Here is a 25,509-nt window from a genome sequence, read left to right on the forward strand (position 1 = left end):
TGGTTTCAGCTGGCGATTATTATTGGAACCCAATAAAGTATCATATGTACAAGAGAAACATTGAAAATATAATATTGTTACAACATAATCATTGTGATGACTATCTACATGTTAGAATGTTTCAATATTGCGATTATTATTACGCCCATTCGCAGCAGTCCATTGACAAACATGCATTTTGTGGCGATGCGGAATTTTTTAACGTTGGTAGTTTTCAATTGATTCCTTATATAACTGATAATGACCTTGAATATGACATCGTTTTTGTCAGTCAAACTGTTTTCGATAATCTAGTTTCAAACTGCAAAGGACTTGACCAGAGTAAGTTGCAAAAGTCCTACCAAACGCTGGTTGCCAATTTTCATTCTTATCTTAAAAATAATCCAAGCATTAAAGCTATTTATATGTCAAAGACAGGGTATGGAAATAGTCAACCTACAGTCAATGACAAAGAAACCTTTGAAGATACAGGAAATATACTATTTGTTGAAACAAACGGAAAAGAAACTTTTAATTTTATTTCACGTAGTAAAGTAATAATTAATATGTATTCTACTGTTGGTTTTGAAAGTTACGGACTTAATAAAAAAGTTTTATGGATAAACTATGACGGGTGTTGTGATATATTTAATTTTAATACAGACGCTGAAGATATGCACGTAATGACTTCAAATACGACTTATGAAGCTTTTGAAGATAGATTGAATTTATTGTTATCAGAAAGTGATTTTGTAGATGAACATTATAAAGGTCTAAAAGAAAAATATATGAATGTCCAAAAAAACCCGGCTAAAATAGTGGCTATGAAAATAGAAAACATCTTAGGTAATAAAATTAATTAAGTGCGATCAAGTGTTTTAATTATATTTTATCAACATTGAAAGCATTGTTATCATAAAATTTAAGGATTTAAAAATGAAGAACTCTATTAAAATTCTGGACTGTACTCTTCGAGATGGAGGCTATTATAATAACTGGGATTTTGACTTTGAAGTGATCGAAAGTTATTTAAAATCGGTTGCTGAAGCGAATATAGATTTTGTTGAATTAGGCTTACGTAACTTTTCTCAAGCAGGATTTCATGGAGCGTTTGCTTATACAACAGAAGAGTATATTAATAGCCTTACCCTGCCTGATGGCCCCATCTATGGTGTAATGGTTGATGCTAAAACAATTTTAGGTTCAGAGCTAAGTATTTTTGATGCAGTAGATAGGCTTTTTGTCGATGCTAAACTGAGCAAAATAGGCTTAGTTCGAATTGCTGCACATTTTCACGAAGTAAAAGCTTCAGAAAATATTGCTAGAAAGCTAAAAGAAAAAGGCTACTTAGTTGGCTTAAATATGATGCAAGCAGGGGGTAAATCTACAGAGATTATTTCTGAGATGGCATCATGCGTAAACTCATGGGAATGTGTTGACGCGTTATATTTTGCGGATTCTTTAGGCAATATGGATTTTGAAGAAGTTGTAAGGATTACTAGTGCTATAAAGCAATCATGGCTAGGAGATATTGGGATTCATACCCATAATAATATGGGGAAAGCTTTGAATAACACTTTAGCGGCGAAGGATTCGGGGGTTACGTGGCTAGATGTTACGATTACCGGTATGGGACGAGGAGCAGGAAATGCACAAACTGAAACTCTATTGGCAACTTTAGATAGTGAGAGCTATAAGCCTGAACCAATTTATGATCTTGTTATTAGATACTTTGAAGATATGCAAAAAGAATATGGGTGGGGCGCAAGCTTACCTTATTTTTTAGGCGCAAAGGCGGATATACATCCTACATATATTCAAACCCTCATTTCTAGTGAGGTTTATGGCAAAGATGAGGTTATTGATGCGATTAAGTATTTAAGTAAAGTTGAAGGTACATCATCTTACAATAGTGAGTTATTGACTACTGCAATATCCTTCTCGGGTTCAAAAAATAATCCTACTGGATCTACTGATATTGAAGGTTTGTTAAAAGAGCGAGAAGTTCTTATTATTGCTAGTGGACCAAGCACACAACGATACTTGAAGGATATAGAGGCATATATAAGAAACCACAACCCAGTAGTTATTGCTGTTAATGTTTCCATCCCTCTTTCGGAAGACTTTATTGACTATTATTGTGTGTCGCACAATTCTAAGTTTGTTAGCCAGTCTAAATTATACTCCTCGTTATCTAAACCGATTATCGCGCCATTACATCGTTTTTCTGAATCTGAGAAGAATGTGATGGAAGGTCACGGTGTGAAGGCACTTGATTTCGGCTTTGAAGTAGTGCCAGCAATATTCTCGGTGCAACCAACATATTGCCAAGCACCTTATGATGTGACTTTTGCATATGCTCTAGGGGTTGCAACTTGTGCAAATGCTGCTGCAATCAAGGTTGTTGGTATTGATGGATATCCATCAAATGACCCTAGACAGCTTGAGATGATAGAGATATGTAATATGTATAACGGCTTGGCCAGAGAGAATGAGATTATCGCTTTAACACCAACGACTTATCCTATAACTCAAATGTCGATTTTTTCTCCTAAGAAGTAAGGTTGTTTATGCAAGAAGAATTTATTGTAGTTATTCCAGCGCGATATAAGTCATCGCGTTTCCCTGGAAAGCCTTTAACTGATATTAGTGGCAAGTCAATGATTCGGCGAGTATGGGAACGTTGCTGCCTCGCGGTGGATAAACAACGAGTATATGTTGCGACGGATGATGATAGGATTGCAGCCCATTGTGCTGCTTACGGAATGCAATATTTAATGACCTCAGAAGAATGTTTGACAGGAACAGATCGCGTTTATGAGGCTTCTAAAATAATAGATGCCAAATTTTATGTGAATGTACAAGGAGATGAGCCTTTGTTAGATCCTCAAGACATTTTAGATGTTGTTGTAGAAGCGAATAAGAGACCTAATGAAGTCATAAATGCGATGTGCCCTATTTACGATGAGGAAGATTTTAGAAGTCCCTCCGTCCCTAAGGTTGTAGTTAGACCCGATGGGCGTCTTCTTTATATGAGCAGAGCTTCAATACCTACAACAAAAAAACTTGAATTTTCGAAAGCTTCAAAACAGGTTTGTATTTATTCATTTCCTAAAGAGGCTCTGAAGGTATTTGCTTCAGTGAAACAAAAAACGTTTGTTGAAAGTATAGAAGATATTGAGATTTTACGTTTTTTGGAACTGGGGTATGACGTTCGTATGATTGAAGTGTCTTCAGCTTCAATAGCGGTTGACTTTCCTGAAGATGTTTCTCGCGTTGAAGAGGTTATATCAAATGGATTTAAGTAAATACTGTGTGGCAGTTTTTGATTGTGACGGGGTTATACTTGACTCTAATAAAGTAAAATCGGAAGCTTTTTCCCTTGCTTTAGAGGGAGAACCACCTGAACTAGTATCTCGCTTTGTCGAGTACCATCAGTTAAATGGTGGTGTTTCTCGTTATGTCAAGTTTGAATACTTTTTTAAAGAGCTAAAAAAGCAAAAAGACTACCATCATGACTTAGAGCAGGCTTTAAAAAGATACGGAGAGTTGAGTTTTCAAGGACTTTTAAAGTGTTCTGAAGTGCCACATATACGTGAACTTTTGGAATACTTTAGGATTAATAATATTCCTTGCTATGTTGCATCTGGAGGCGCGCAAGAAGAAGTCCAAGAAGTTTTGAAGCTAAGGGAGCTAAGTCAATACTTTGATGAGATTTATGGTAGTCCTAAATCTAAAATTGAGAACCTAGCTGAACTGAAGTCGACTGGTAAGCTTACAGGGCCGATGATTTATTTTGGTGATGCGTATAGCGATTTAGTGGCAGCTAAAGCTTTCAATATGGACTTTGTTTTTGTTAATAATGTCAGTGAGTGGGAAGCTGGATATAATGTCTGCAGAGAACAAAACATTAGTATTGTTGATGATTATTCAAAGCTAATAGAGACAGTTTGATATGGGATTGTATTTAGTGACTGGAGCAGCTGGTTTTATAGGAGCTGCCATAGCAAAAAAATTAATAGCAGATGGCCACAGAGTTGTAACTATTGATAACTTGTCTACAGGGTGTGTATCAGCGATTCCTGAAGGCTGTGAATTCTATGAGGGGGACTGCCAAGACCCTGACATTTATAAAGCTATTCCTCAAGAAAAATATAACGCCATTTATCATATAGCTGGCCAAAGCTCCGGAGAGGTAAGTTTTGATGAACCGTGTTATGACTTGAGGACTAATGCTGAGTCAACTTTGGTTATGCTAAAGTTTTGTTTATCCAATGGTTGTGATAGGTTTTTATATGCGAGCACCGTGTCTGTGTATGGCGAACAACCTGACTTGCCAGTAACTGAAGATGCACATACTTGCCCCAAATCCTTCTATGGTGTCGGAAAACTAGCAAGCGAACATTATCTTAAGATATATCAAAACTACGGGATAAACTCTACAAGTTTTAGACTTTTTAACGTATATGGACCTGGTCAAAATTTGGATAATATGCGTCAAGGTATGGTTAGTATTTACTTATCTCAAATGATTAATTCAAGTCATATACATGTAAAAGGCAGTGCAGAAAGGTTTCGAGACTTGGTTTATATCGATGACGTTGTAAACATTTTCACAACTTCTGAAACAAGGTTAAGTACCTATGGACAGATATTTAATGTTGGGACAGGGATAAAAACAACAGTTAAAGATCTTATTGGTTCTTTAATTGCCAAGTATGAACAACCTGTAACAGTTGAATATTCTGGTAGCACTTCCGGGGATGTGCATGGAATATATGCTGATAATCAAAAACTAAACTCGGTTTTAGATATGGAATATACTTCTTTAACCTCGGGCCTTGATAATATGTTACATTGGGCGTTAAAAAAGGCTGAATAAAGTGATATTAACCAGATAGTGTTGAAATGATTGATTTTAAACTTTTTCCAGGATTACCACTAGTCGTACTTGATAAAAATCAGACTTGGACTGGTGATTCCGCTAATATCATCTACTGGGAAGATGTAGGGTCAGACATTAACGTAGTGTATTTACCTTTACTTGTGGATAAATTTGGAGATGAACTCAAAAGATCTTATATAAGTAGAGTTGATAGGTTAGCTCATAAGGTAGTCAATGGATCTTCAACTATTGATACTTTAAGAGACAAGAATGGCTTTTCATTTTGGTGGATGAGCTTGCTTTCAGAGAAGAGTCCCTGGAAGAGTGGTGAGATGTTTTCCGTTTTTAGAGCCATGTTACTTGAAGAATTGTTGAGCGGGTTTGAAGGGGACGACGTGTTTTTAGTCTCCCATGATACAAAGCTAATAAAATGGCTTTCTAAAATAACGGAGAAATGTGAAAAGAGCTTCACGCATCAGTCACCATTGGGTAACAAAACCTCAACACGATTTCTATGGAAGCGCCGAGTCCCTAAAACCATATTATCGATTTTGTTTGTACTTCGCCAGATAAGTCGGTGCCGAAAATCTCTCTTTTCTAAGCCTGCTGTTAAACCTATAACTGATAAAAATTATAGTAACATATGTACTATAATTGACTATTCCGTTGGTTTTGAACCGAACAAACTTACAGAGGGGCAGTTGCAGTCAAAGTATTGGGGGGAGCTAATTGACAAAATTACCCATAACTCTGCTAGTATGAACTGGATTACGTGGTTTATACCAAGCAAAGAATTCCCTTCACTTTCAGCTTTGCTAAAAGCCAAAGCTCAATATAGTCGTCAGTCTAACAACAGATTACTGGTGTTTGAAGAATTTTTTTCATTTAAAGTTCTTTGTCGTTCTATCAAGAGGTATATAGAATTACGAAAAAAAGCGCCAAACTTTAGAGATATTATAGGCTGTTCGTCTGACGTCATGGTTTTCTTAGAAGATGATTGGAGCGAATCCGTCAAGGGAATCGTGGCAACAGATGCTTGTATAAGATATTCGATTCTAGAAGAAGCCTTATCAGCGCTCCCCGAAATAACTTCTGGCCAAGGAACAGCTATTTATTTATACGAAAATCAGGCGTGGGAAAGAGCTCTGAATTTTATTTGGAAACGAAACTCTTCCCATCCAATATTCGGCTTTCAGCATGTCTCTGGTAAATTTTATGACTTACGACCATTCGATGGTACTGAGTCCGAGAGATGGAACGCGTATGATGAATCGCCACTACCCAACAAAGTTATAGTTACAGGTGAAGGAGCGTATAAGGATTTAGTTGCTTATGGCTTCCCTAAGGAAAGAGTCTATATTGCTGAATCTCTTAGAAGTTTGTATTTAAAAAAATTTAACTTTAATGCATTGTCAGAAAGGAACAATACGAATCTAAGAACACTGTTAGTTGTCACGGACTACCTATCATCAGCGACGAGAGCGCAACTTAAGCTGTTGTCAGAAGCGTGGCATGATGTTGATGAAAGCTTCGACTCTATTATTATTAAGCCCCACCCTAGTTGTCCGGTAGAGGATATTTTAGAAGAGTATGATCTTGCTCACGAAGGCAAAATTGTTGTGGAGAAAAGATCATTGGATAAGCTATGGTCTGAGGCTGATATCGTTTATACAAGTAATGTTACGGGGGCGGCACTAGAGTCAGCGTATATGCAGTTACCTACCGTGATCTGTTATAGTTCAGAATCTTTTAACATGTCTCCGCTTAGGGGTAATGATAGTGTCTCTTTCATCGCTAGTGCTTTAGAGCTAAAAAAAGCAATAACGGGTGTGAATTCATCTAGCATTCCTAATAACTATATATGCTTAGACCTATCTTTAGACAAGTGGCGTAAGCTACTAAATTTTAGCTAAATCTAAATTAGATTTGGCCTATATTTGTTCAACAAGGAATTTTTTATGAAAGTGTTACTGCTAGCAGGTGGTTTTGGAACAAGAATTAGTGAAGAAACAGACGTTCGTCCGAAACCTATGGTAGAAATTGGAGGCAAGCCAATTTTGTGGCACATAATGAAGATGTACTCACAGCATGGTTTCAATGAGTTTGTAGTGCTACTTGGTTATAAAGGCTATTACATTAAAGAGTACTTTGCTAACTACTTTCTCCACCAGAGCGATGTCACAATTGACTTATCGACAAATGAGATGAAAATTCACAAAAACACCTCAGAACCTTGGAGTGTAACTTTGCTAGATACAGGTTTGCACACAATGACTGGTGGTAGGGTGAAGCGTGCCCAAGAAATCATTGGCAATGAGCCCTTTATGTTGACATATGGGGATGGCGTGTCCGATGTTGACATTTTGGATCTTGTTGCGTTCCATAACTCGCATGGCAAAGCACTTACGATGACTTCAGTGCAACCTGAAGGTCGCTTTGGAGCACTAGAACTTGATGGAATCAATGTAACCAATTTCCTTGAAAAGCCAAAAGGCGACGGTGCGTGGATTAATGGTGGTTTCTTTGTTTGTGAGCCAAAAGTTTTCGAGTATATTAAAGAGGGTGATAAGACTGTTTTTGAACAAAGTCCATTGCAAAACCTCTCTCTAGACGGAGAGTTGATGGCTTACAAACATCATGGTTTTTGGAAATGTATGGATTCATTGAATGATAAAAAGCAACTTAATAAAATGCTGGAAAATGAAGAAGCTCCTTGGAAGTCATGGTGATTAAAAATGTTTAGTGGTGTATATAAAGGCAAAAAAGTTCTGATTACTGGTCACACTGGGTTTAAAGGATCATGGTTGACCACATGGTTGCTTAATTTAGGCGCAGATGTTTGCGGCATCTCGAAAGATATTCCTACATATCCTTCTATGTTTGAAGAGCTTAATCTCGAAAATAATATTGAGCACCACATTGCTGATGTACGAGATCTAGAAAAGATAAGAGAAATTATTCTGAACTTTAAGCCTGATTTTCTTTTCCATCTAGCGGCTCAACCTATAGTTTCACTCTCATACTCGGACCCTCTTGACACAATTTCAAGCAACGTTATGGGAACTGCTAACATTCTCGAAGCTTTGAGAAGTGTTAAGCACCCTTGCAATGCCGTCATAGTTACAAGTGATAAGTGCTACGAGAATGTTGAATGGGTCTGGGGCTATAAAGAAACGGATCATATGGGTGGTAAAGATATTTATAGTGGTTCAAAAGGAGCCGCTGAAGTCATATTTCATGCATATCAACAATCTTTTTTTAAGGATACAAGTAGTAAAGTTCGCTTGGCTACAGGTCGTGCAGGTAACGTCATTGGAGGAGGTGACTGGGCCAGTGATCGTATTGTAGCTGATTGTATGAGGGCTTGGAGTAACAATCAACGAGTGGAGATTCGTTGTCCGGATGCAACGAGACCTTGGCAACACGTTTTAGAACCGTTAAGTGGCTATCTGACTCTTGGGAAAGGTTTGGTTGATGATTCGAGTAACCATGGAGAACAATACAACTTTGGGCCAAGAGCAGAGCAAAACCATACAGTAAAAGACTTATTATCTGATCTGAGTAAGTATTGGGATTTTACTGATCTGAATAGTGCTTATGCTATTACTGATAATATTCCCTTTCACGAAGCAGGGTTGTTGAAACTTAATTGTGACAAAGCACTATTCAATTTAAAATGGGAAGCAAACCTTAATTATGAGCAGTGTATTCAGTTTGTAAGTGAGTGGTATTATGAGTTTTATCAAGGAAGAAAAAACATGATGGACTTTACGTTGCTTCAAATTGAGGAATATCAACGTAAGGCTAAAAGCAAAAAACTAGCTTGGAGTAAATAATGTTTGCTGGTGTTTCAATAACTCCTTTGAAGCGTATCTATCATGAAAAAGGAGATATCTATCATGCGATGAAAAGCTCAGAAGAGAGTTTTTCATCTTTTGGGGAAGCTTATTTTTCTACTATCAATTTTTCGGATGTTAAAGGTTGGAAAAAACATCAAGAAATGACAATGAACATCGTCGTACCAATAGGTTCGATTAAGTTTGTATTGTTTGATGGTAGACCGAACAGTACTACACAAGGTAGGTACTTTGAAACTGTAATTTGTGAGAGTAACTATGTTAGATTAACCGTTCCTCCAGGCATATGGACGGCATTCCAAGGTATAGCCTCAGACGTTAACTTATTGCTGAATATAGCTAGTGTTGAACACGACCCTAATGAAGCTGTTTCGGTTCCACTAGATGAAATTCCTTATGATTGGAAAAGCTGATGAGAGTGCTTATTACAGGAAGCAATGGCCTTTTAGGCTCAGAGTTTGTAAATTACTGCTCGGAAAATGATTTAAATTATAAAACCATCTCTTATTCTGAATTATGTGAGGATTATAGTTATTTAAAGCTTATCTTTGAAGACTTTCAACCTAGTATTGTTTTACATTGTGCCGCGAATACGGATGTTGAATGGTGCGAAAGCAATGAATTAGATTGTTACAGAGATAATGTGTTGATAACTGAGAAGTTAGGCAACTTAAGTCAATCATTCAACTCCAAGTTTGTTTTTTTTAGTAGCACAGGAATTTATGGAACCAAAGAGAAGGTTCCATACACTGAATTCACTTCTCCTAGCCCTACTACTGTACACCATACTAGCAAGTATATAGCTGAGCAAAAGGTTCAGAGCTTAATCCCTAATCATTTAATTCTCCGAGTTGGATGGTTATTTGGTGGTAACCCTAACTCTAAAAAGAATTTTGTTATTAATAGGATTAACGATTTTCATAACGCCGAAGGTGATGTGTCAGCCAATAGTGACCAGTATGGTTCTCCCACTTATGTTTTAGATGTAGTTGATGTCACATTTCGCTTAATTAAAATGAGTGCTTCAGGAATATTCAATTGTGTTAATTTAGGGAGTGCTTCTAGGTTTGACTACGTAAATGAAATCGGAAAGATTATAAATTTCCGCCATACTGTAAAACCAGTAAGAGCATCATCATTTTCTAGAGTCGCGAAAGTATCAAATAATGAAATGGCTGTTAATGAAAAGCTCAATAGTTATGGGGTGCAACTTAATACAACATGGCAAGTTAGATTACGAGAGTATATAGAAAGTGTATGTAAGTAAAAATAATAGTGGGCCTAAAGTTTCAGTTATAATGAATTGCTTTAATGGTGCTAAGTACATGAGCGAGGCTATTGATAGCATTTTTAGGCAAACCCATAAAAACTGGGAAATTATATTTATAGATAATTGCTCAACTGATGAAAGTGCAGAAATAGCAAAGTCATACGGCAATCAGATAAAATATTATAAAACAACAAAAAACATTCCTTTATATGCTGCTCGTAATTTTGCATTAGATTTTATTTCTGGAGATTTTGTTGCGTTTTTGGATGTAGACGACTTGTGGTTAGAAGATAAGTTGGAAAGACAAATAGCCTTGTTTGATGATCCTAATGTAGGCTTTGTTTTTACTGGCGTTGATTATATAACTAATAAAGGCGATAAAATCAAACGTAAGCATCCTACTTTGAAGCGTGGAGTTATAACTCAGTCTTTATTATTAAGAAACTTTATTGCTATATCATCATCAATGGTTCGTGCGTCGGTATTTAAACAAAGTCGCTTCGTGAGTGAATATAATTTATTGGGAGATCATCATTTTTGGCTTAAAATATCTATGTTCACACGAGCAGATTTTGTTTCGGATAAACTATTCCTTTGTCGACTTCATGAAGATAGTACAACGAATAAAAATAAGGGCAAATGGATAATTGAAATGAGAAAACAATATCGAGAATTTATTAAAGTTAATGGTTTTAAATATCCTAATATATTTGTATATATTTTAAAATGTGAATTAGGACATTTCATAGGACGTTTCTGAAATTTAGTTAAGAGGCCACATAAATGCTTTCTGTCTTACAATGATTATCTACCTACCACCTATGTTTAATTTTTTTCTATATTTAGGCTTCTTTAGTGCTTTTATCGGTCCTTTAGGCATGCTGAGTTACCTTTGTGGACTCAGAGCGTGTAATATAAAGTTTAGCCTAATGGATTCACTTTTCTTATTGTTTCTTATTACGATATTTCTAATAAAAGTCCTTATTTCTGATATTGTACTATTAGTTACCACATTTAGATTTTACTTTGGATTTATATTTTTTTATCTCTATTTTAAATCTGGAGTGAGTTTTCCTGTAAAAAAATTATTGTTATTACTAATATTTCTTGTCCCTCTTGAAGCTGTCTTGATAAATACATTTATTTCACCTCATAGTATGCCTAACTTCCCTAGCCCAGAGGCATATAGCCATTTTAACGTAAATGGATATCAACGCCCTTACTCTTTTGGGGGGAATGCTTCTGTTTCTAGTAGTATTTTTGTTATTTTGCTAAGTATGGTTTATTTTTCAAGTATCCGTAAATATGCTGCTATAGGTGTGGTTTTTATATTTTCTTCTGGAAGTGGCTTAATGAGTCTGTTTCTATTAACTTTGCTGAGAAGAGCTAAGCTATTCGCTATTTTCTTTGTGTTTATTTTTGCTTTTATTGGGTTGTTTCATTCAGAAATTATTAACACTATTGATTCTTTTGGTTTAAAAGTAAACTCTCAATATATACATTTTCTTGTTGATTATAAACTTGAGCAGATTAACCGTCATTTTGATGGCTTTAATACGTTAGATTATTTGATTGGAAGTTTAGATTCCATAAAAAATGGTTATGGTGGTGATTTTGCTTGGTTGTATTTCTTAAAGGCTTATGGGTTACTTTCTTTGCTATTTCTGATTGTTTTCATTTTGAGCAAGGCAACCAAAGAAACAATAATTCCACTTCTTATAGCGTTATTTTCGACGTTTCATTATCCTGTGATTTTCTTTTTACCAGGGCAAATTATACTGGGTTATTTAATGGCTAGAAGATATAGAGCTGAGTTATAATTGTTGGAATTGATGTATCTATGGCGTGGCCTCAAGTCATTTATTTTTATGGTGTCTATATGGTGTTCTATAAATTAACCTGCATTCATTGTTATACTGTATAAGTGGTTGATCCTCTCAAAACAGATACTGTGAGATTACAATTCGCCAGAAGATACGATACCGTCAAATCTAACCATACTAATCAATATCACATTAAGTGTTATATGTTTGAGTAGAGAAATTGAGTTGTTTAACGGGTACAATATCTTGGAATTAAATTTAATTGATATAAAATTCATTGACTAAAGGAATGAAAAATTTGAGCACGTGTTTAATTTTATATTTCGAGCTAATGAAATAATATCATCAGTTATAGTTATAGTTAGATTTAGCAACTAAACGAACCCGAGAGCGTTTATTTATAACTCTTAAATGTTTTGAAGACATTAACTTTAATTAGTGCTATAGTTAAAAATTTAGTTGAAATTTTTCAAATAGTCTTTTATTAATCCTTGGTGTGTAAATAAAATAATTTATCTTTGGTATCTATATCTTATATGAAGTTTTTGTATATTATAAACTGTTCAAATTTTTTTAGGTCTCATTTTTTTCACTTGGCTCTTTCATTAAGGAAAAATGGACACGATGTTACTATTGCAGCCGGTAATGATGACCAAAAGAAATTTTTTGAAAGCTTTGGAATGAAATTTTATCTTCTACCGATGACGCGAAGTGGTAAAGGTATAATAGGAGAAATAAAGGCTATTATATCTCTAAAGCATTTACTTTTCACATGCAATGCAGATTGTGTTCATATGCTTACAATTAAACCTGTTTTGTATGGAGGCATTGTTAATCGAGTTTTTATTAATAAAAGGCCCAAGAAAGTGATATTCTCGATCACTGGATTAGGATCTAGTTCAATGTCTCAAGATATTAGTGGAAGGCTCTTGTGGAAATGTATAAAAATCGTATATAAGTTTGTTCTTCAATGTGGTAACTCTCTAACAGTTTTTGAAAATGATGATGACAGGAATTTTTTCTCAGAATCAATCAACGTTTTAAAATATACCAGTAGAATTGTAAATGGTGCAGGTGTAGATATATCAGAGTTTTCTCCATCTAATGATAAAAACGAGAAGCTGACGGTTATTCTAGTTGCCCGATTATTGAAAGATAAAGGAATTAGAGAGTATATAGAAGCAGGACGAATCTTAAAAGAAAGTAATGAAGATGTTGAACTACAATTAATAGGGAAAACTGATCTAGCAAATCCTTCTTCTATGACTGATTATGAGATCGAACTTGCCCACAATAATAGATATATTCTTTATAAAGGATATCGAAAAGACATTGCAAACTGTTATCAGGAAGCACATATAGCTTGTTTACCATCGTATAGAGAAGGACTACCAAAATCATTAATTGAGGCTATTTCATGTGGGCTACCTATCGTTACAACAGATGTCCCTGGTTGTCGACAAATGGTTCACGGTGGATCCACTGGTTTACTTGTTCCAGAAAAAGACGCTATATCCTTGGCCAAAGCAATTAAACGATTACTCGATGATAGGGATACACGGGAATCAATGGGGCGAAAAAGTCGAGACTTAGCTATTTCGAGGTATTCTAAGGAGAAGATAGCAGAATCTTTTTTCGAAATATATGGTCTTATGGATGGTAGTGAGCAATAGAGCGCTGGTCATAGAATCAAGTGGTTTTGTTGGTAGTCAAATTACCATCAATATGATGGTAATTTAACTTGAATCAGAGTGCTTATTTATCAGAATTATATAACTGTAGCCAATTTTTATTTAACGCTACACTCAGCATCACGGATAATAGTAAAATATGGAACTAGACTCCCTATTTACAATTAAGCGATTATGGTGAAGCGTCAGATATGAGGAGAAGAAGAGCACATCACGAGCAATGCAGTTTCAATTCTATTAGCTATATGTACTTCTGATTGCAGCCGTTATCTTCCATATATTGCTAAGAAGCACTAGATAAAGCAAAAAGAACACAACAAATAAATAGAACATCAGACTTTCTGGAAGGTTAATCATTTCACCGTATATACCAAATGCCGCATAAGAAATTGAAATAAGACAAATAGTAATAAGAGTTTGAGTCGAGCTCAACCCTAGCCTTTGGAAAATATGATGCAGGTGCTCTCTATCTGGTTTAAAAGGTGAATCACCACGACGTACGCGACGAATCATAATTGCAGTCATATCCATTAATGGGACAGCGATTAACCACAGTGCAGTTACAGGTCTAAGTGGGGGAGCTGTACCATTTTGACTAGAATGTAATAGGAGCCATATAACTGTAAACCCAATAAGCATACTGCCAGCATCCCCCATAAATACTTTTCTTCTGCGGCCAAATGCCCCCAAATTAAGCAAGATATAGGGAATGATCGCTACTACTAGAACTAAACAGATATAAGCCAAGTTGTCTTGACCATCATGACTAAGCATAATACCTAAACCACCAAACGTCACGACTGACAGACCACCTAGTAAGCCATCAATACCATCAACCATATTAAAGGCATTAATAGCTCCAACAACTGCTAGTATCGTTACGAAGTAACCAAGCCAGCCCAGAGTGATGATCTCTCCTGTACCAAACACATCACCTATGGTGTTTAGTTCTATTCCTCCAAGAGTCATCATAGCAATAGAAAGACCTGCTTGAATGGCAAACCTTAACTTAAAGCTCAAATCATATTTGTCATCTACAGCGCCAACAACAACAAGAGTCAATATACATGCTGCATACAATGGAGTATTCGGTAGAACATAAGGATTATTAAAAAGGAAGTAGATAATTGAAATGCAAATAGATATTCCCCCAACCAAGGGTATCGCTCCATTGTGAAGTTTTCTAGCATTAGGCTTGTCAACCAAGCCAATTTTTTTCGCTACTTTCCGCATGGTAAATGTTGTAGCCAACGAAAAGAAGAATAAGAAAGATAAATCTATAAATGTAATTAACACGTTTAAGCCTAGCTGCTCTTTTAAATTATTTACTAAACACTACAAAATCTGCTTCAACACTCTATCTGCTTTCACACGAGTAATCTTTCGTATTAGCTTCTGTACTGCATCTGGATAGTCTTCTGCTTTTTCTAACTGCCTGTAAGTACAAATCAGCTGAGTGTGCTGAAGAATATTTTCCACTTCTTTTTCAAACTGAGGTGTTAAATGGTGAAAGTTGTCTTGAATAAAGAGAGCGTTTTCCAAGTCTAAGCTCCAAGCTCGAGGGTTGAGGTTGTTACCCGTAATCAACATATAGCGTTTGTCTACCCAAATACCTTTTAAATGGAAGCTGTTTTCTTCGTGCTTCCATAAATTGATAGACAGTTTGCGACTGGCGATGTTGGCTTCATTTGACTTAGCAAACTGACGCAAATTACGTTCATAAAGGTAAGGTAAACCACCGATGGTTTTAAACTCTTCCTCAGGTGAGATATAAAAGTCATTGGCAGTTTTGTCACCAACGACGATAGTCACCTTCACACCACGCTTTAGCGCTTTTTTTACTTCCTTAGCTACGCTGCGAGGGAAATTAAAATAAGGGGTGCAGATGAATATTTCATCTTTGGCTTGTGAGAGTAATTGATTAATGCCTTGATTAAGCTTGTTGCGTTTCTTTCCAACCCCTACGATAGGTGTAACAGCAACCTGTTCTTGAGAGACTTCTTGTGACTCAAAGTGATAAGAGGATTTAGCAAGAGACGCTCGTAATTGGCGAATTTGAGGCTTTATCTCTTTAGTCTCAGGCTTATTTGAACAAGCGAGATTGTGCACAGCTGGATGGTCGATCATCTCTTTTTGAACAAAGTTGACCATGCTATCGGATAGTGCCTTGTTATCTAGCACATGATAGCGGTCGAAACGATAACGCTCTTTGTAGTTGAGATAGATATTGTTAAGGCTTGCACCACTGTAGATAACTTGGTCATCAATAATGAAGCCTTTTAAGTGCAAAACGCCGAATACTTCACGTCCTCGAACCGGAACACCATAGATTGGAATTCTGTGCTCGTAATTATCCGCGAAGCTTTTATACATAGAGGCGTTGGTTTCGCCAGGTTCAGCACCAATTAAGCCACGTTGAGCTCGGTGCCAGTCGACACATACATTGATCTCGAGGCCAGGGTTACGTTGCTTCGCTTCGTAGAGCTCGGTCAAGATTTCTCTTCCCGCCTCATCATCCTCCAAATAAAGAGCAACCAGGTAGATTCGTTTACTTGCCTGACGAATCGCTTCAATTAAGCGAATTCGAAAATCTTTAGCCGCATAAAGTGTCTCAAATTGAGTAGGATCTTGCGCCAAAGTAGGAAGTTGTTCGAATAAGTTCCTATTAGTCATCATATTGGATGGGTTACCTTTACTTAAAGTGGACAAGGATATTAGCAAAATGTATTAGTAGTTCCTAGTTGCTAGATCCTAGTTCCGCAATACTGGTTGTAAAACCTGTGATTTACTGATTAGAACGAAGACTGATTTCACCGCCGATGTAGGTTTGTAACCCATCCTCGGTTTCTAAAATGACCGCACCTTGGCCATTGATACCTTTAGCGATTCCACAAATCTCTCTAGGCCCCATAATGAGTTTCACTGGACGATTGATAAAGTTGTCCAGACGATTCCATCTCTCAACAAACCCCGCCATTCCGCATAGCTCATAGTCATCCAAAGCTTTGTGAAGGGTGGTTATCATGGTAATCGCAAGTTGGTTTCTATCAATCTCTTGATTATCGGCAACTTCATCTAAGCTAGCCCAAGGTTGGGTAATGCCCTCTGTTGCTTCTGACATCATCAAGTTGAGCCCCATTCCTATAACAAGGTTGGCCGCTGCACCCGCTTGGCCTGACATTTCTACCAAAATACCTGCGAGCTTCTTGTCTTGATAGTAGAGATCATTCGGCCACTTTAGTTTTACCCCGGCCAGCCCCATCTCTTCGAGAGCTTCAACGATCGCCACACCAACTACCAGACTTAATCCCATTGCGGCAGCCATACCGGCATCTAAACGCCAAAATATTGATAGGTATAAGTTTGAGCCAAAAGGAGATACCCACTCGCGCCCGCGGCGACCTCTGCCTTTGGCTTGATACTCTGCAAGGCACACAGACCCTGACTCTAAGCTATCGGCTCTGTCGAGCAGATATTGGTTGGTTGAGTCAATAACAGGCATTAGCTCGACGCGGTTAGCTAAACTTTTTTGCAGTAGGTCTTTATCGAGCAGTTGCATAGGCTTGGCGAGTTGGTAGCCCTTGCCCTGTACGCTAAACACATCAACCCCCCAAGCTTGGATACCTTTAATATGCTTGCTGATCGCGGCTCTAGATACACCAAGTTGATCTCCTAGTTCTTCTCCGGAATGAAAGCCACCTTGAGATAAAGCCTTCAAGATAGAAAGTTTTGCTGAATGCTCTTTCATTGCTGACTCTCCAATATTGTCTCTAGGTTTGTTTCTGCATGAGAACCGATAAATCTCACTTCATGTTCTAACGCTATCTGATATTTTTCTAATACGGTTTGGCAGACTTTTGCGGCTAGATTGATCACATCGTTTGCTGACGCATTGTCTGTGTTCACTATCACCAACGCTTGATTCGGGTGGACCTGAGCACCACCGATTTGATGGCCTTTTAACTGGCATTGATCTATCAGCCAGCCTGCGGCGACTTTTATACCACCTTGTGTTGGGTACGCTGCAATATTAGAGAACTGTTGACTTAACATTTCGAAATGCTGGTTGGAGATAACCGGGTTTTTAAAGAAGCTCCCTGCATTGCCAAGCTTGGCAGGGTCTGGCAGCTTTTCTATTCGGATTTGGCACACTCGTTCAAACACTTGCTGCGCGGTGAGCGTTTCGCTGTGAAGAGATTGAAGCGGGCCATATTCGATATTTGCTGACCACTGCTTTGGGAGCTTTAAGCCGATCGCTACAACCATAACTTTCTCAAACAACTCATGTTTAAAAATGGAGTCTCGATAGCCAAACTGACACTCTTCAGCACTCAAGCGCTTTGTATTGAAAGTTTCTAAACAAAGTACGTCGACATATTCGCAGATGTCTTTCAGTTCAACGCCATAAGCACCGATGTTCTGAATAGGAGCGCTGCCCGCACATCCGGGTATGAGAGCGAGATTCTCTAATCCAAAGTAACCTTGTTCAACACTCCATTCCACCAAGCTTGGCCAATCTTCACCGCCAGCGACATGCAGATGCCAATGCGTGTCGGTTTCACGGACCGACTTACCGAACAACTTATTGATTACCACCACGCCTTGGTAGGGCTGGGTAAACAAAACATTACTGCCTTTACCCAAAATTAGTTTAGGAAGGTTTAACCACTCTTGCTTTTGGTAGGCATGTTTGATTTCTTCAACGGTGGTAACCTCAACCAGATAAGAGCAGGTTTGCGAGATAGAAAAAGTGTGGGAGCGACTAAGATCGGCGTTAGCTAATATTTGCATCGGATTTATCGAGTAATCTAAACTGCCTGCATTCTACCCTAAATTGAAGTTTGGTGATAATGAGCCCAATGCAGATTGAAACCTTAGACCCAATAAAACTCCCCCTTGTCTCGCGTTTGTACAAAGCTCACTATCCTTCAGGTAAGGCGAAAAAGGATGAGCTGACAATTGTTGGTACTATTGAGCAACAGATTGTCTCATTGGTTCGTTTTAGAAGTATTGAGCAATTCCGATTGCTAACGGGAATGCTAGTGTTACCAGAACATAGAGGAAGCTGCTTGGGTCATCAGTTAATGGGTTACTGTGTTCAGCATGTTTTATCTGAGCATGACTTCTGCTTTGCATACAGTCATCTAGAAACATTTTATGCTCAACATAACTTCAAGACGATTGACGCAAGTCAGTTACCTAATTCGCTAAAAGGACTGTTTGAACGTTATAGCCTTAAGAAGCAACTCGTGGCGATGAAGTACGTTAAACCATCTCGGTGAGGCGTTTGCAACGTTCGTGCTAGTAGGGCATAGGTTCGCGAAGCGTGCTTTCCCTTTTGATAGAGCCAAGATGATGTAATGGACTGTCTCATAACTGAGAAGTTCGGGTCGGTCTATTTCATTTCTCATATCCTTCGCCTAAGCTCTTTTTATGGTGTTGATAAAATTATCACCACTAAGGAGCAATTATGAGTGCAACATTAATCAATCAAACCCTACCTACTTTTGACGAACTAATGGTTCTGGCACAAGATAATCCAGAAGCTTTTAATCGATTTAAACAAGAGATGTGCCAAGAAATGATTCAGTCTGCTTCTGAGGAAATGCGAGATAGATTGTGGGCTCAGCAAAGTCATATTGACAGGGTAGTCGGTCATTGCAAAAACCCTAACCATACTAATGTAGTGTTGATGAGAGAGTTAGTTAGTCAGATAGGTAAATTTCACGAGGCCCTCGAAGGGGATGTGCGAGATAAATCTGTTCAAGATGGAGAACTAATTCTGCTAGATGAATGGCGTTAAGATAATTAGTGTAATCAATTGTTCAAGTTAAGCCGAAGCCCTGTTCACTGTATATTCGCTATGTTACAATCCCGCGCTGATATAGAATTATTAGAATAGTTAAGGTGTTGTCACCTTAGAAGGACTAAACGTGAGCGTGCAAACACAGCAATCATCCATAGATCGCCATTACTCATCTCAAATTTCTCCCCCTTTATACAACAAAGGTGAAATTGATCTTAGAGAACTACTTACAGGACTTTGGTATAGTAAATGGTTAATTATTGCTACTACGTTGTCTTTTACTATTGCTGCGGCTATCTTCGCAATTAACTCTCAAGAGTGGTGGTCGTCAAAAGCAAAAGTAGGTCCAGCACAAGCGTATGATATGGCAGCATATAGGCAACAAGTTAAGCAGTTTCAGCCTGTTTTTAATATTTATCAAGATGATGGGACGGTTTTAGTCAGTGAAGAACTCGATAACTTGATTGACTCAGAAGTCTTGTTTAAGAGGTTTGTTGATGCTTTTAATTCAAATAATAACAAACGTAACTTCTTAGAATCTAGTAAGGAATTTCAACAGTTTAAAAAGAAGCTAAATACGGAGTTAGATGAAGACGAGCTTACAAAAGCCAGACATGCATTGTACTCTCAATGGTTCGGAAATATCACAATCAAAGCTGAAAATCCTGATAGTGAGCTAACCCCCTACAACATTGGCTTTCAGTCTACCAGTAGTGAAAGTAGTTATTTATTGTTGGTTAACTATATAAAAACAATCAAAACAAAGACGCACCAAGATGCTTTAAATAATCTAGAAGCAATAGTCTCCGCAAAAAAAAATGAATTGACACAGCAAAAGAGAATTTTAGAAGTTCAAGCTAAAAATCGCCTTACAATCGAAGCCGATAGAGCGAAATATGCACTCAGCATTGCGAAAGCAGCGGGTGTCACATCTCCGATTCAAACCAATGATAGTAGAGAGTTGTTCGGGATTGATATGGGCTCAAAAGCTATAGCGGCTAAAGTCGAAGCTTTAAATTCGATAGAAAACTTAAGTATTATTGAACCTCGCCTTCAACAAATTGACGCAAAATTACAAATGCTCAAAACTCTAAGCGTTGAACGCAGTATTGACTTTCAAACGTTCCGTTTATTAGAGGATGTTGAGCAACCAATCACACGTGATAAACCTAAGCGCACATTAATTACGGCCATTGGTACGCTCATTGGCGGTATGTTAGGTGTAGTTATAGCTCTAATATGCTTTGTTTTTCGTAGAGAGCAAGACTAACTAACTTTTAGCCGGATTCATTTCGCAATGAATCCGGCTTTCTCCATTCCAACTAGCATCTAAGAACCAGATCACACAAAAACTTTCTCTTTGCCCTTGGGTTTCTTCTCTTTGTGCCTCATATAGACAGCATTGGGCTTTTATAGCCATTCATCATGTCAAATATGGAAACTAATCAGGAGAGACGACCGATGAACATTCGTCCATTACACGACCGAGTTATCGTAGAACGCCAAGAAGTTGAGTCTAAATCAGCAGGTGGCATTGTTCTGACTGGTTCTGCTGCAGAGAAATCTACTCGCGGCGTAATTCTAGCTGTAGGTAAAGGCCGCATTCTAGAAAATGGCACTGTGATGCCACTGGACGTGAAAGTTGGCGACACTGTTATCTTCGCTGAAGGTTACGGTACTAAAACTGAAAAAATCGACGGTAAAGAAGTGCTAGTGATGTCTGAAAATGACATCATGGCAATCGTTGAATAATAGCAATCATTGAGTAATTTTTTGCTCAAGTTCAGCTGAAAATCAAAACAAAGAATTTAGAAAAGGAAACTAAAGATGGCTGCTAAAGACGTTAAATTTGGTAACGACGCACGCGTAAAAATGCTAGAGGGTGTCAACGTTCTAGCTGACGCAGTAAAAGTAACACTTGGTCCTAAAGGCCGTAACGTGGTTCTAGACAAATCTTTCGGTGCACCAACGATTACTAAAGATGGTGTATCTGTTGCGCGTGAAATCGAACTGGAAGACAAGTTCCAAAACATGGGCGCGCAAATGGTTAAAGAAGTCGCGTCTCAAGCAAACGATGCAGCGGGTGACGGTACAACAACGGCAACTGTACTTGCTCAAGCTATTGTAAATGAAGGCTTAAAAGCGGTTGCAGCTGGCATGAACCCAATGGATCTTAAGCGTGGTATCGACAAAGCGGTTGTTGCTGCTGTTGAAGAGTTAAAAGCGCTTTCAGTTCCATGTGAAGACACTAAAGCGATTGCTCAGGTAGGTACTATCTCTGCGAACTCTGATTCAAGTGTCGGTAATATCATTGCTGAAGCGATGGAAAAAGTTGGCCGTGATGGCGTTATCACTGTTGAAGAAGGTCAGGCTCTACAAGACGAGCTAGACGTGGTTGAAGGTATGCAGTTCGACCGTGGTTATCTATCGCCTTACTTCATCAACAACCAAGAAGCAGGTTCTGTTGATCTAGAGAATCCTTTCATTCTTCTAATCGACAAGAAAGTATCAAACATCCGCGAACTTCTTCCGACTCTAGAAGCAGTCGCTAAAGCCTCTCGCCCTCTATTAATTATCGCAGAAGACGTTGAAGGCGAAGCATTAGCAACTCTAGTCGTGAATAACATGCGCGGCATCGTGAAAGTAGCGGCGGTTAAAGCACCTGGTTTCGGTGATCGTCGTAAAGCCATGCTTCAAGACATCGCTATCCTAACGGGCGGTACAGTGATTTCTGAAGAAGTAGGTCTAGAGCTAGAGAAAGTGGTTCTAGAAGACCTAGGCCAAGCGAAGCGCGTTGCTATCACTAAAGAAAACACAACGATCATTGATGGCATTGGTGAAGAAGCCATGATCTCTGGTCGTGTTGCTCAAATCCGTCAACAAATCGAAGAAGCAACTTCAGATTATGACAAAGAGAAGCTACAAGAGCGCGTTGCTAAACTAGCAGGCGGTGTTGCAGTGATCAAAGTTGGCGCTGCGACTGAAGTTGAAATGAAAGAGAAGAAAGATCGCGTAGAAGATGCTCTACACGCGACTCGCGCTGCAGTTGAAGAGGGCGTAGTTGCTGGTGGTGGCGTAGCGCTAATCCGCGCGGCTTCTAAGATCACTGAACTTCAAGGTGATAACGAAGAACAAAACGTGGGTATCCGCGTTGCTCTACGTGCAATGGAGGCTCCTATCCGTCAAATCACTATGAACGCAGGCGATGAAGAATCAGTGGTTGCGAACAACGTGAAAGGCGGTGAAGGCTCATACGGCTACAATGCTGCAACTGGTGAGTATGGCGACATGATCGCAATGGGTATCTTAGATCCAACTAAGGTTACTCGCAGCGCACTTCAGTTTGCTGCATCAGTAGCGGGTCTAATGATTACGACTGAAGCCATGGTGACAGACCTACCACAAAAAGATGCTCCTGCAATGCCTGATATGGGCGGCATGGGTGGTATGGGTGGCATGGGTGGTATGATGTAATCATCCCTAGCTACTTAGCCAAATAAAGCGGAGCCGTTAGGCTCCGTTTTCGTATCTAATGGGCTGTGTTTACAGGATCAGAAGGTTAGCTCCCCCTTCTAGCAACGCCACTAGGTGCTAGAGAATGATCTCTCTTACTTCAGCGTCTTTGCGCTCAAGATAGTGAGTGGACTTAATTCTACGAATGGTACGGCAACGACCACGGATAAGCAGTGTTTCTGTGGTCGCAATGTTACCTTGGCGAGTGATGCCATCGAGAAGATCACCTTTAGTAATCCCCGTTGCTGAGAAGACCACATTATCGCTCTTGGCCATCTCTTCCATCGTGAGTACTGTATTCGCTTCTACGCCCATTTCTTTACAGCGTTTTAGCTCTGCAGTCCCATAAATTCGGTTTTCTTCCGTATCACCTTTGACCTCATGACGGGGCAGTAAACGGCCATGCATGTCACCATCCAGAGCGCGGATCACTGCAGCAGACACCACCCCTTCGGGTGCGCCGCCAATGCAGTACATTGCATCAACTTCGCTGTTAGGCATACATGTTAGAATCGAAGCGGCCACATCGCCATCTGGAACAGCAAACACACGTATCCCCATTGCCTGCATCTCTGTTATAACTTGGTCATGGCGTGGCTTAGCTAGTGTAATGACGACTAGCGTATCTAGCGTTTTATTCAACGCTTGGGCGACGTTCTCTAGATTTTCTTTCAGTGGCTTATTGAGGTCAATACAGCCTTTCGCACAAGGGCCAACGACTAACTTTTCCATGTACATGTCAGGTGCTTTTAGGAAGCTGCCTTTCTCACCTGCGGCGAGTACGGCTAACGCATTGGATTGCCCCATAGCCGTCATGCGCGTACCTTCAATTGGGTCGACTGCAATATCGACTGCATCCCCGCCGATTCCGACGTGTTCTCCAATATACAGCATAGGCGCATCGTCAATCTCGCCTTCACCAATCACAATTTCCCCACTGATATCGGTCTTATTGAGCAAGGTTCGCATCACTTCAACGGCAGCGCCGTCAGCCGCATTTTTGTCACCACGTCCCAGCCATTTATAACCAGCCAATGCGGCGCCTTCTGTTACTCGGGAAAATGCCATTGCTAAATCGCGTTTCATAATGACTCCAAATCTAGAGAATAGGGGAATGAATTAAACGCGCAGGATTTTAGCATAGTTGCAAGTAAACGTTTGCCACTTTCGCCAAGCGAAATTGAACTCGATCAAAATCAGGGGGAAATCGATAAAAAATGTGCTCTCAGAGCTTCTCCGTCAGTGCATTGTCAATGTATGCTGCTTTTTTGACCGAATGGTGCGAAATATAGAATATAGGGCGTGTTTATCACTCTCTGCCTGAGTAGAATGAGTACATTAGGTGGAGAAAGCTCTTCACAATAACCGGACAATACAAGGTAGGCTAAGATGTCTTTTGAAGTACTAGAAAAACTAGAAGCGAAAATCCAAACTGCAGTTGACACCATTGCACTTCTACAAATGGAAGTGGAAGAGCTGAAAGAAGAAAAAGAGAAGCTGGCAGTAGAAGCAAATGAACTGCGTTCTAGCCGTGAAGAGATCGAACAAAAAGCGCAGCAGATGCAACAAGAACATTCAGCTTGGCAGGATCGTATTCGTAATCTGCTAGGTAAGATGGACGAAGTAGAGTAATCATAGTCTAATGATAAAAAGGGTAGCCATGGCTACCCTTTTTGCATTTTTAGAGGGGTCATTAGTGTTGAGATTACACCACAGGTCGCACGCCTAAGGTATGGCACAGCGCATAGGTCATTTCTGCACGGTTTAGTGTGTAGAAGTGGAAGTCTTTCACACCTTCTCGGCTCAGCACTCGAATCATATCGATGGCTTGGCTCGCACCAACTAGCTGACGTGTGGTTGGGTCATCATCCAAGCCTTCAAACTGTTTCGCCATCCAGTTTGGTACTTTAACGTTGTTCTGAGCGGCAAAGCGTGAGGCTTGCTTAAAGTTCGAAACAGGTAAAATACCCGGTACGATTTCAACGTCGATGCCTGCTGCAACACAGCGGTCACGGAAACGAAGATAGCTTTCAACGTCAAAGAAGAACTGAGTAATAGCGCGGTTTGCGCCTGCATCTACTTTACGTTTGAGGTTGAGTAGATCCGCCTGCGCACTTTTGGCTTCTGGGTGCACTTCTGGGAAAGCGGCAACGGAGATATCAAAATCGTGACGCTCTTTAAGCAGTTTCACCAGATCGGAGGCGTACATTTCAGGCTTACCGCCGCCCGGTGGGATGTCACCACGCAACGCGACGATGCTCTGAATACCGTTCGCCCAGTAATCATCAGCAATACGTGCTAGCTCTTCACGTGACGCGTCAATACACGTTAGGTGGGGAGCGGCAACTAGCCCTGTTTCAGCTTTAATTTCTTTAATGATGGAGTGTGTGCGGTCACGTTCACCTGAATTCGCACCGTAAGTGACAGAAACGAATTTAGGCTTTAGCGTTTTGAGGCGATGGACTGAGTTCCATAGGGTTTCTTCCATCTTTTCACTGCTGGGTGGAAAAAACTCGAATGACACATTGATGTTGTCAGAAAGTTCGGCAATATTCTGGTTTAAGGCATCTATATGGCCGGCGTGCGTATATCCCATCTTACTCTCTCCATGTGGTTACTAGACCACAAAACTCAAATCCTCAAATCGACGTTTAGACGTCTATATGTCCACAGAATGTATTGAAT

Annotated in this window: 25 protein-coding genes; 19 read left to right on the top strand and 6 right to left on the bottom strand. The window is 39.2% G+C overall.

What is annotated here, in order from left to right:
* From OH455_RS17025 to OH455_RS17085, 13 genes are all read left to right on the top strand, one after another.
* Positions 1 to 842, top strand: an 842-nt coding sequence (locus OH455_RS17025) for a hypothetical protein (RefSeq protein ID WP_269982198.1), incomplete at its 5' end; no start/stop codon positions are given.
* Positions 843 to 915: 73 nt separating this feature from the next.
* The gene (locus tag OH455_RS17030; RefSeq protein WP_269982199.1) at positions 916 to 2,541 is read left to right on the top strand and encodes an aldolase catalytic domain-containing protein; all 1,626 of its coding nucleotides are present in this window, start codon (positions 916 to 918) and stop codon (positions 2,539 to 2,541) included.
* Between the two features lie 8 nt (positions 2,542 to 2,549).
* Complete coding sequence (locus tag OH455_RS17035; protein ID WP_269982200.1) at positions 2,550 to 3,287, top strand: 3-deoxy-manno-octulosonate cytidylyltransferase; 738 nt, start codon at positions 2,550 to 2,552, stop codon at positions 3,285 to 3,287.
* Positions 3,274 to 3,933: an HAD family hydrolase gene (locus OH455_RS17040; RefSeq protein ID WP_269982201.1), complete on the top strand. Its 660-nt coding sequence runs from the start codon at positions 3,274 to 3,276 to the stop codon at positions 3,931 to 3,933. Before OH455_RS17035 ends, OH455_RS17040 begins: the two co-directional genes overlap by 14 nt.
* Position 3,934: 1 nt before the next feature.
* Positions 3,935 to 4,861: an NAD-dependent epimerase/dehydratase family protein gene (locus OH455_RS17045; protein WP_269982202.1), complete on the top strand. Its 927-nt coding sequence runs from the start codon at positions 3,935 to 3,937 to the stop codon at positions 4,859 to 4,861.
* A 26-nt stretch (positions 4,862 to 4,887) separates the two neighbouring features.
* Positions 4,888 to 6,777: a TIGR04326 family surface carbohydrate biosynthesis protein gene (locus OH455_RS17050; protein WP_269982203.1), complete on the top strand. Its 1,890-nt coding sequence runs from the start codon at positions 4,888 to 4,890 to the stop codon at positions 6,775 to 6,777.
* A gap of 45 nt (positions 6,778 to 6,822) precedes the next feature.
* Entirely contained in the window at positions 6,823 to 7,593 is a 771-nt protein-coding gene (gene rfbF, locus OH455_RS17055; RefSeq protein ID WP_269982204.1) for a glucose-1-phosphate cytidylyltransferase, read from the top strand.
* A 6-nt stretch (positions 7,594 to 7,599) separates the two neighbouring features.
* Positions 7,600 to 8,700, top strand: a complete 1,101-nt coding sequence (rfbG, locus tag OH455_RS17060) for a CDP-glucose 4,6-dehydratase (protein WP_269982205.1) — start codon at positions 7,600 to 7,602, stop codon at positions 8,698 to 8,700.
* On the top strand, positions 8,700 to 9,134 hold the full coding sequence (locus tag OH455_RS17065) for a dTDP-4-dehydrorhamnose 3,5-epimerase family protein (protein WP_269982206.1): 435 nt from the start codon (positions 8,700 to 8,702) through the stop codon (positions 9,132 to 9,134). The genes rfbG and OH455_RS17065 overlap by 1 nt, the downstream gene beginning before the upstream one ends.
* Positions 9,134 to 9,988: an SDR family oxidoreductase gene (locus tag OH455_RS17070; protein ID WP_269982207.1), complete on the top strand. Its 855-nt coding sequence runs from the start codon at positions 9,134 to 9,136 to the stop codon at positions 9,986 to 9,988. The genes OH455_RS17065 and OH455_RS17070 overlap by 1 nt, the downstream gene beginning before the upstream one ends.
* Positions 9,975 to 10,751, top strand: coding sequence for a glycosyltransferase family 2 protein (locus OH455_RS17075; protein WP_269982208.1), 777 nt, complete (start codon positions 9,975 to 9,977; stop codon positions 10,749 to 10,751). Before OH455_RS17070 ends, OH455_RS17075 begins: the two co-directional genes overlap by 14 nt.
* A gap of 169 nt (positions 10,752 to 10,920) precedes the next feature.
* On the top strand, positions 10,921 to 11,811 hold the full coding sequence (locus OH455_RS17080; RefSeq protein WP_269982209.1) for a hypothetical protein: 891 nt from the start codon (positions 10,921 to 10,923) through the stop codon (positions 11,809 to 11,811).
* Positions 11,812 to 12,350: 539 nt separating this feature from the next.
* Positions 12,351 to 13,487: a glycosyltransferase family 4 protein gene (locus tag OH455_RS17085; RefSeq protein WP_269982210.1), complete on the top strand. Its 1,137-nt coding sequence runs from the start codon at positions 12,351 to 12,353 to the stop codon at positions 13,485 to 13,487.
* A gap of 255 nt (positions 13,488 to 13,742) precedes the next feature.
* Here OH455_RS17085 and wecA read toward each other — a convergent pair whose 3' ends face one another.
* The 4 genes from wecA to murB all read right to left on the bottom strand — a co-directional run bounded on the left by wecA (position 13,743) and on the right by murB (position 18,296).
* Positions 13,743 to 14,801, bottom strand: a complete 1,059-nt coding sequence (gene wecA / locus OH455_RS17090) for a UDP-N-acetylglucosamine--undecaprenyl-phosphate N-acetylglucosaminephosphotransferase (protein WP_269982211.1) — start codon at positions 14,799 to 14,801, stop codon at positions 13,743 to 13,745.
* A gap of 39 nt (positions 14,802 to 14,840) precedes the next feature.
* Positions 14,841 to 16,181, bottom strand: coding sequence for a CDP-diacylglycerol--serine O-phosphatidyltransferase (gene pssA / locus OH455_RS17095; RefSeq protein ID WP_269982212.1), 1,341 nt, complete (start codon positions 16,179 to 16,181; stop codon positions 14,841 to 14,843).
* A gap of 109 nt (positions 16,182 to 16,290) precedes the next feature.
* On the bottom strand, positions 16,291 to 17,253 hold the full coding sequence (gene birA, locus OH455_RS17100) for a bifunctional biotin--[acetyl-CoA-carboxylase] ligase/biotin operon repressor BirA (RefSeq protein WP_269982213.1): 963 nt from the start codon (positions 17,251 to 17,253) through the stop codon (positions 16,291 to 16,293).
* The gene (murB, locus tag OH455_RS17105; protein ID WP_269982214.1) at positions 17,250 to 18,296 is read right to left on the bottom strand and encodes a UDP-N-acetylmuramate dehydrogenase; all 1,047 of its coding nucleotides are present in this window, start codon (positions 18,294 to 18,296) and stop codon (positions 17,250 to 17,252) included. The genes birA and murB overlap by 4 nt, the downstream gene beginning before the upstream one ends.
* 68 nt (positions 18,297 to 18,364) lie before the next feature.
* Between murB and OH455_RS17110 the strand changes: the two genes are divergently transcribed.
* From OH455_RS17110 to groL, 5 genes are all read left to right on the top strand, one after another.
* Entirely contained in the window at positions 18,365 to 18,787 is a 423-nt protein-coding gene (locus tag OH455_RS17110) for a GNAT family N-acetyltransferase (RefSeq protein ID WP_269982215.1), read from the top strand.
* Between the two features lie 188 nt (positions 18,788 to 18,975).
* Positions 18,976 to 19,308, top strand: coding sequence for a DUF3135 domain-containing protein (locus tag OH455_RS17115; RefSeq protein ID WP_269982216.1), 333 nt, complete (start codon positions 18,976 to 18,978; stop codon positions 19,306 to 19,308).
* A 130-nt stretch (positions 19,309 to 19,438) separates the two neighbouring features.
* Complete coding sequence (locus OH455_RS17120; protein WP_269982217.1) at positions 19,439 to 20,581, top strand: LPS O-antigen chain length determinant protein WzzB; 1,143 nt, start codon at positions 19,439 to 19,441, stop codon at positions 20,579 to 20,581.
* A gap of 191 nt (positions 20,582 to 20,772) precedes the next feature.
* The gene (locus OH455_RS17125; protein WP_043009484.1) at positions 20,773 to 21,063 is read left to right on the top strand and encodes a co-chaperone GroES; all 291 of its coding nucleotides are present in this window, start codon (positions 20,773 to 20,775) and stop codon (positions 21,061 to 21,063) included.
* A 75-nt stretch (positions 21,064 to 21,138) separates the two neighbouring features.
* Positions 21,139 to 22,785, top strand: a complete 1,647-nt coding sequence (gene groL, locus OH455_RS17130) for a chaperonin GroEL (RefSeq protein WP_206369906.1) — start codon at positions 21,139 to 21,141, stop codon at positions 22,783 to 22,785.
* A gap of 117 nt (positions 22,786 to 22,902) precedes the next feature.
* Here groL and glpX read toward each other — a convergent pair whose 3' ends face one another.
* Positions 22,903 to 23,910, bottom strand: coding sequence for a class II fructose-bisphosphatase (gene glpX / locus OH455_RS17135; RefSeq protein WP_269982218.1), 1,008 nt, complete (start codon positions 23,908 to 23,910; stop codon positions 22,903 to 22,905).
* A gap of 303 nt (positions 23,911 to 24,213) precedes the next feature.
* Here glpX and zapB point away from each other — a divergent pair, with 303 nt between their 5' ends.
* The gene (gene zapB / locus OH455_RS17140; protein WP_045975837.1) at positions 24,214 to 24,456 is read left to right on the top strand and encodes a cell division protein ZapB; all 243 of its coding nucleotides are present in this window, start codon (positions 24,214 to 24,216) and stop codon (positions 24,454 to 24,456) included.
* Between the two features lie 73 nt (positions 24,457 to 24,529).
* Here the strand turns inward: zapB and metF are convergent, their stop codons facing one another.
* Entirely contained in the window at positions 24,530 to 25,420 is an 891-nt protein-coding gene (gene metF, locus OH455_RS17145) for a methylenetetrahydrofolate reductase (RefSeq protein ID WP_206369904.1), read from the bottom strand.
* Between the last annotated feature and the right edge of the window lie 89 nt (positions 25,421 to 25,509).

It is taken from the genome of Vibrio sp. T11.5 (genome assembly GCF_027587155.1).
GTDB classification, from domain to species: domain Bacteria; phylum Pseudomonadota; class Gammaproteobacteria; order Enterobacterales; family Vibrionaceae; genus Vibrio; species Vibrio neptunius.

Coding starts and splice junctions, on each gene's coding strand:
- OH455_RS17030 (WP_269982199.1), top strand. CDS start 916: ATGAAGAACTCTATTAAAATTCTGGACTGTACTCTTCGAGATGGAGGC.
- OH455_RS17035 (WP_269982200.1), top strand. CDS start 2,550: ATGCAAGAAGAATTTATTGTAGTTATTCCAGCGCGATATAAGTCATCG.
- OH455_RS17040 (WP_269982201.1), top strand. CDS start 3,274: ATGGATTTAAGTAAATACTGTGTGGCAGTTTTTGATTGTGACGGGGTT.
- OH455_RS17045 (WP_269982202.1), top strand. CDS start 3,935: ATGGGATTGTATTTAGTGACTGGAGCAGCTGGTTTTATAGGAGCTGCC.
- OH455_RS17050 (WP_269982203.1), top strand. CDS start 4,888: ATGATTGATTTTAAACTTTTTCCAGGATTACCACTAGTCGTACTTGAT.
- rfbF (WP_269982204.1), top strand. CDS start 6,823: ATGAAAGTGTTACTGCTAGCAGGTGGTTTTGGAACAAGAATTAGTGAA.
- rfbG (WP_269982205.1), top strand. CDS start 7,600: ATGTTTAGTGGTGTATATAAAGGCAAAAAAGTTCTGATTACTGGTCAC.
- OH455_RS17065 (WP_269982206.1), top strand. CDS start 8,700: ATGTTTGCTGGTGTTTCAATAACTCCTTTGAAGCGTATCTATCATGAA.
- OH455_RS17070 (WP_269982207.1), top strand. CDS start 9,134: ATGAGAGTGCTTATTACAGGAAGCAATGGCCTTTTAGGCTCAGAGTTT.
- OH455_RS17080 (WP_269982209.1), top strand. CDS start 10,921: ATGGATTCACTTTTCTTATTGTTTCTTATTACGATATTTCTAATAAAA.
- OH455_RS17085 (WP_269982210.1), top strand. CDS start 12,351: ATGAAGTTTTTGTATATTATAAACTGTTCAAATTTTTTTAGGTCTCAT.
- pssA (WP_269982212.1), bottom strand. CDS start 16,181: ATGATGACTAATAGGAACTTATTCGAACAACTTCCTACTTTGGCGCAA.
- birA (WP_269982213.1), bottom strand. CDS start 17,253: ATGAAAGAGCATTCAGCAAAACTTTCTATCTTGAAGGCTTTATCTCAA.
- murB (WP_269982214.1), bottom strand. CDS start 18,296: ATGCAAATATTAGCTAACGCCGATCTTAGTCGCTCCCACACTTTTTCT.
- OH455_RS17110 (WP_269982215.1), top strand. CDS start 18,365: ATGCAGATTGAAACCTTAGACCCAATAAAACTCCCCCTTGTCTCGCGT.
- OH455_RS17115 (WP_269982216.1), top strand. CDS start 18,976: ATGAGTGCAACATTAATCAATCAAACCCTACCTACTTTTGACGAACTA.
- OH455_RS17125 (WP_043009484.1), top strand. CDS start 20,773: ATGAACATTCGTCCATTACACGACCGAGTTATCGTAGAACGCCAAGAA.
- groL (WP_206369906.1), top strand. CDS start 21,139: ATGGCTGCTAAAGACGTTAAATTTGGTAACGACGCACGCGTAAAAATG.
- glpX (WP_269982218.1), bottom strand. CDS start 23,910: ATGAAACGCGATTTAGCAATGGCATTTTCCCGAGTAACAGAAGGCGCC.
- zapB (WP_045975837.1), top strand. CDS start 24,214: ATGTCTTTTGAAGTACTAGAAAAACTAGAAGCGAAAATCCAAACTGCA.
- metF (WP_206369904.1), bottom strand. CDS start 25,420: ATGGGATATACGCACGCCGGCCATATAGATGCCTTAAACCAGAATATT.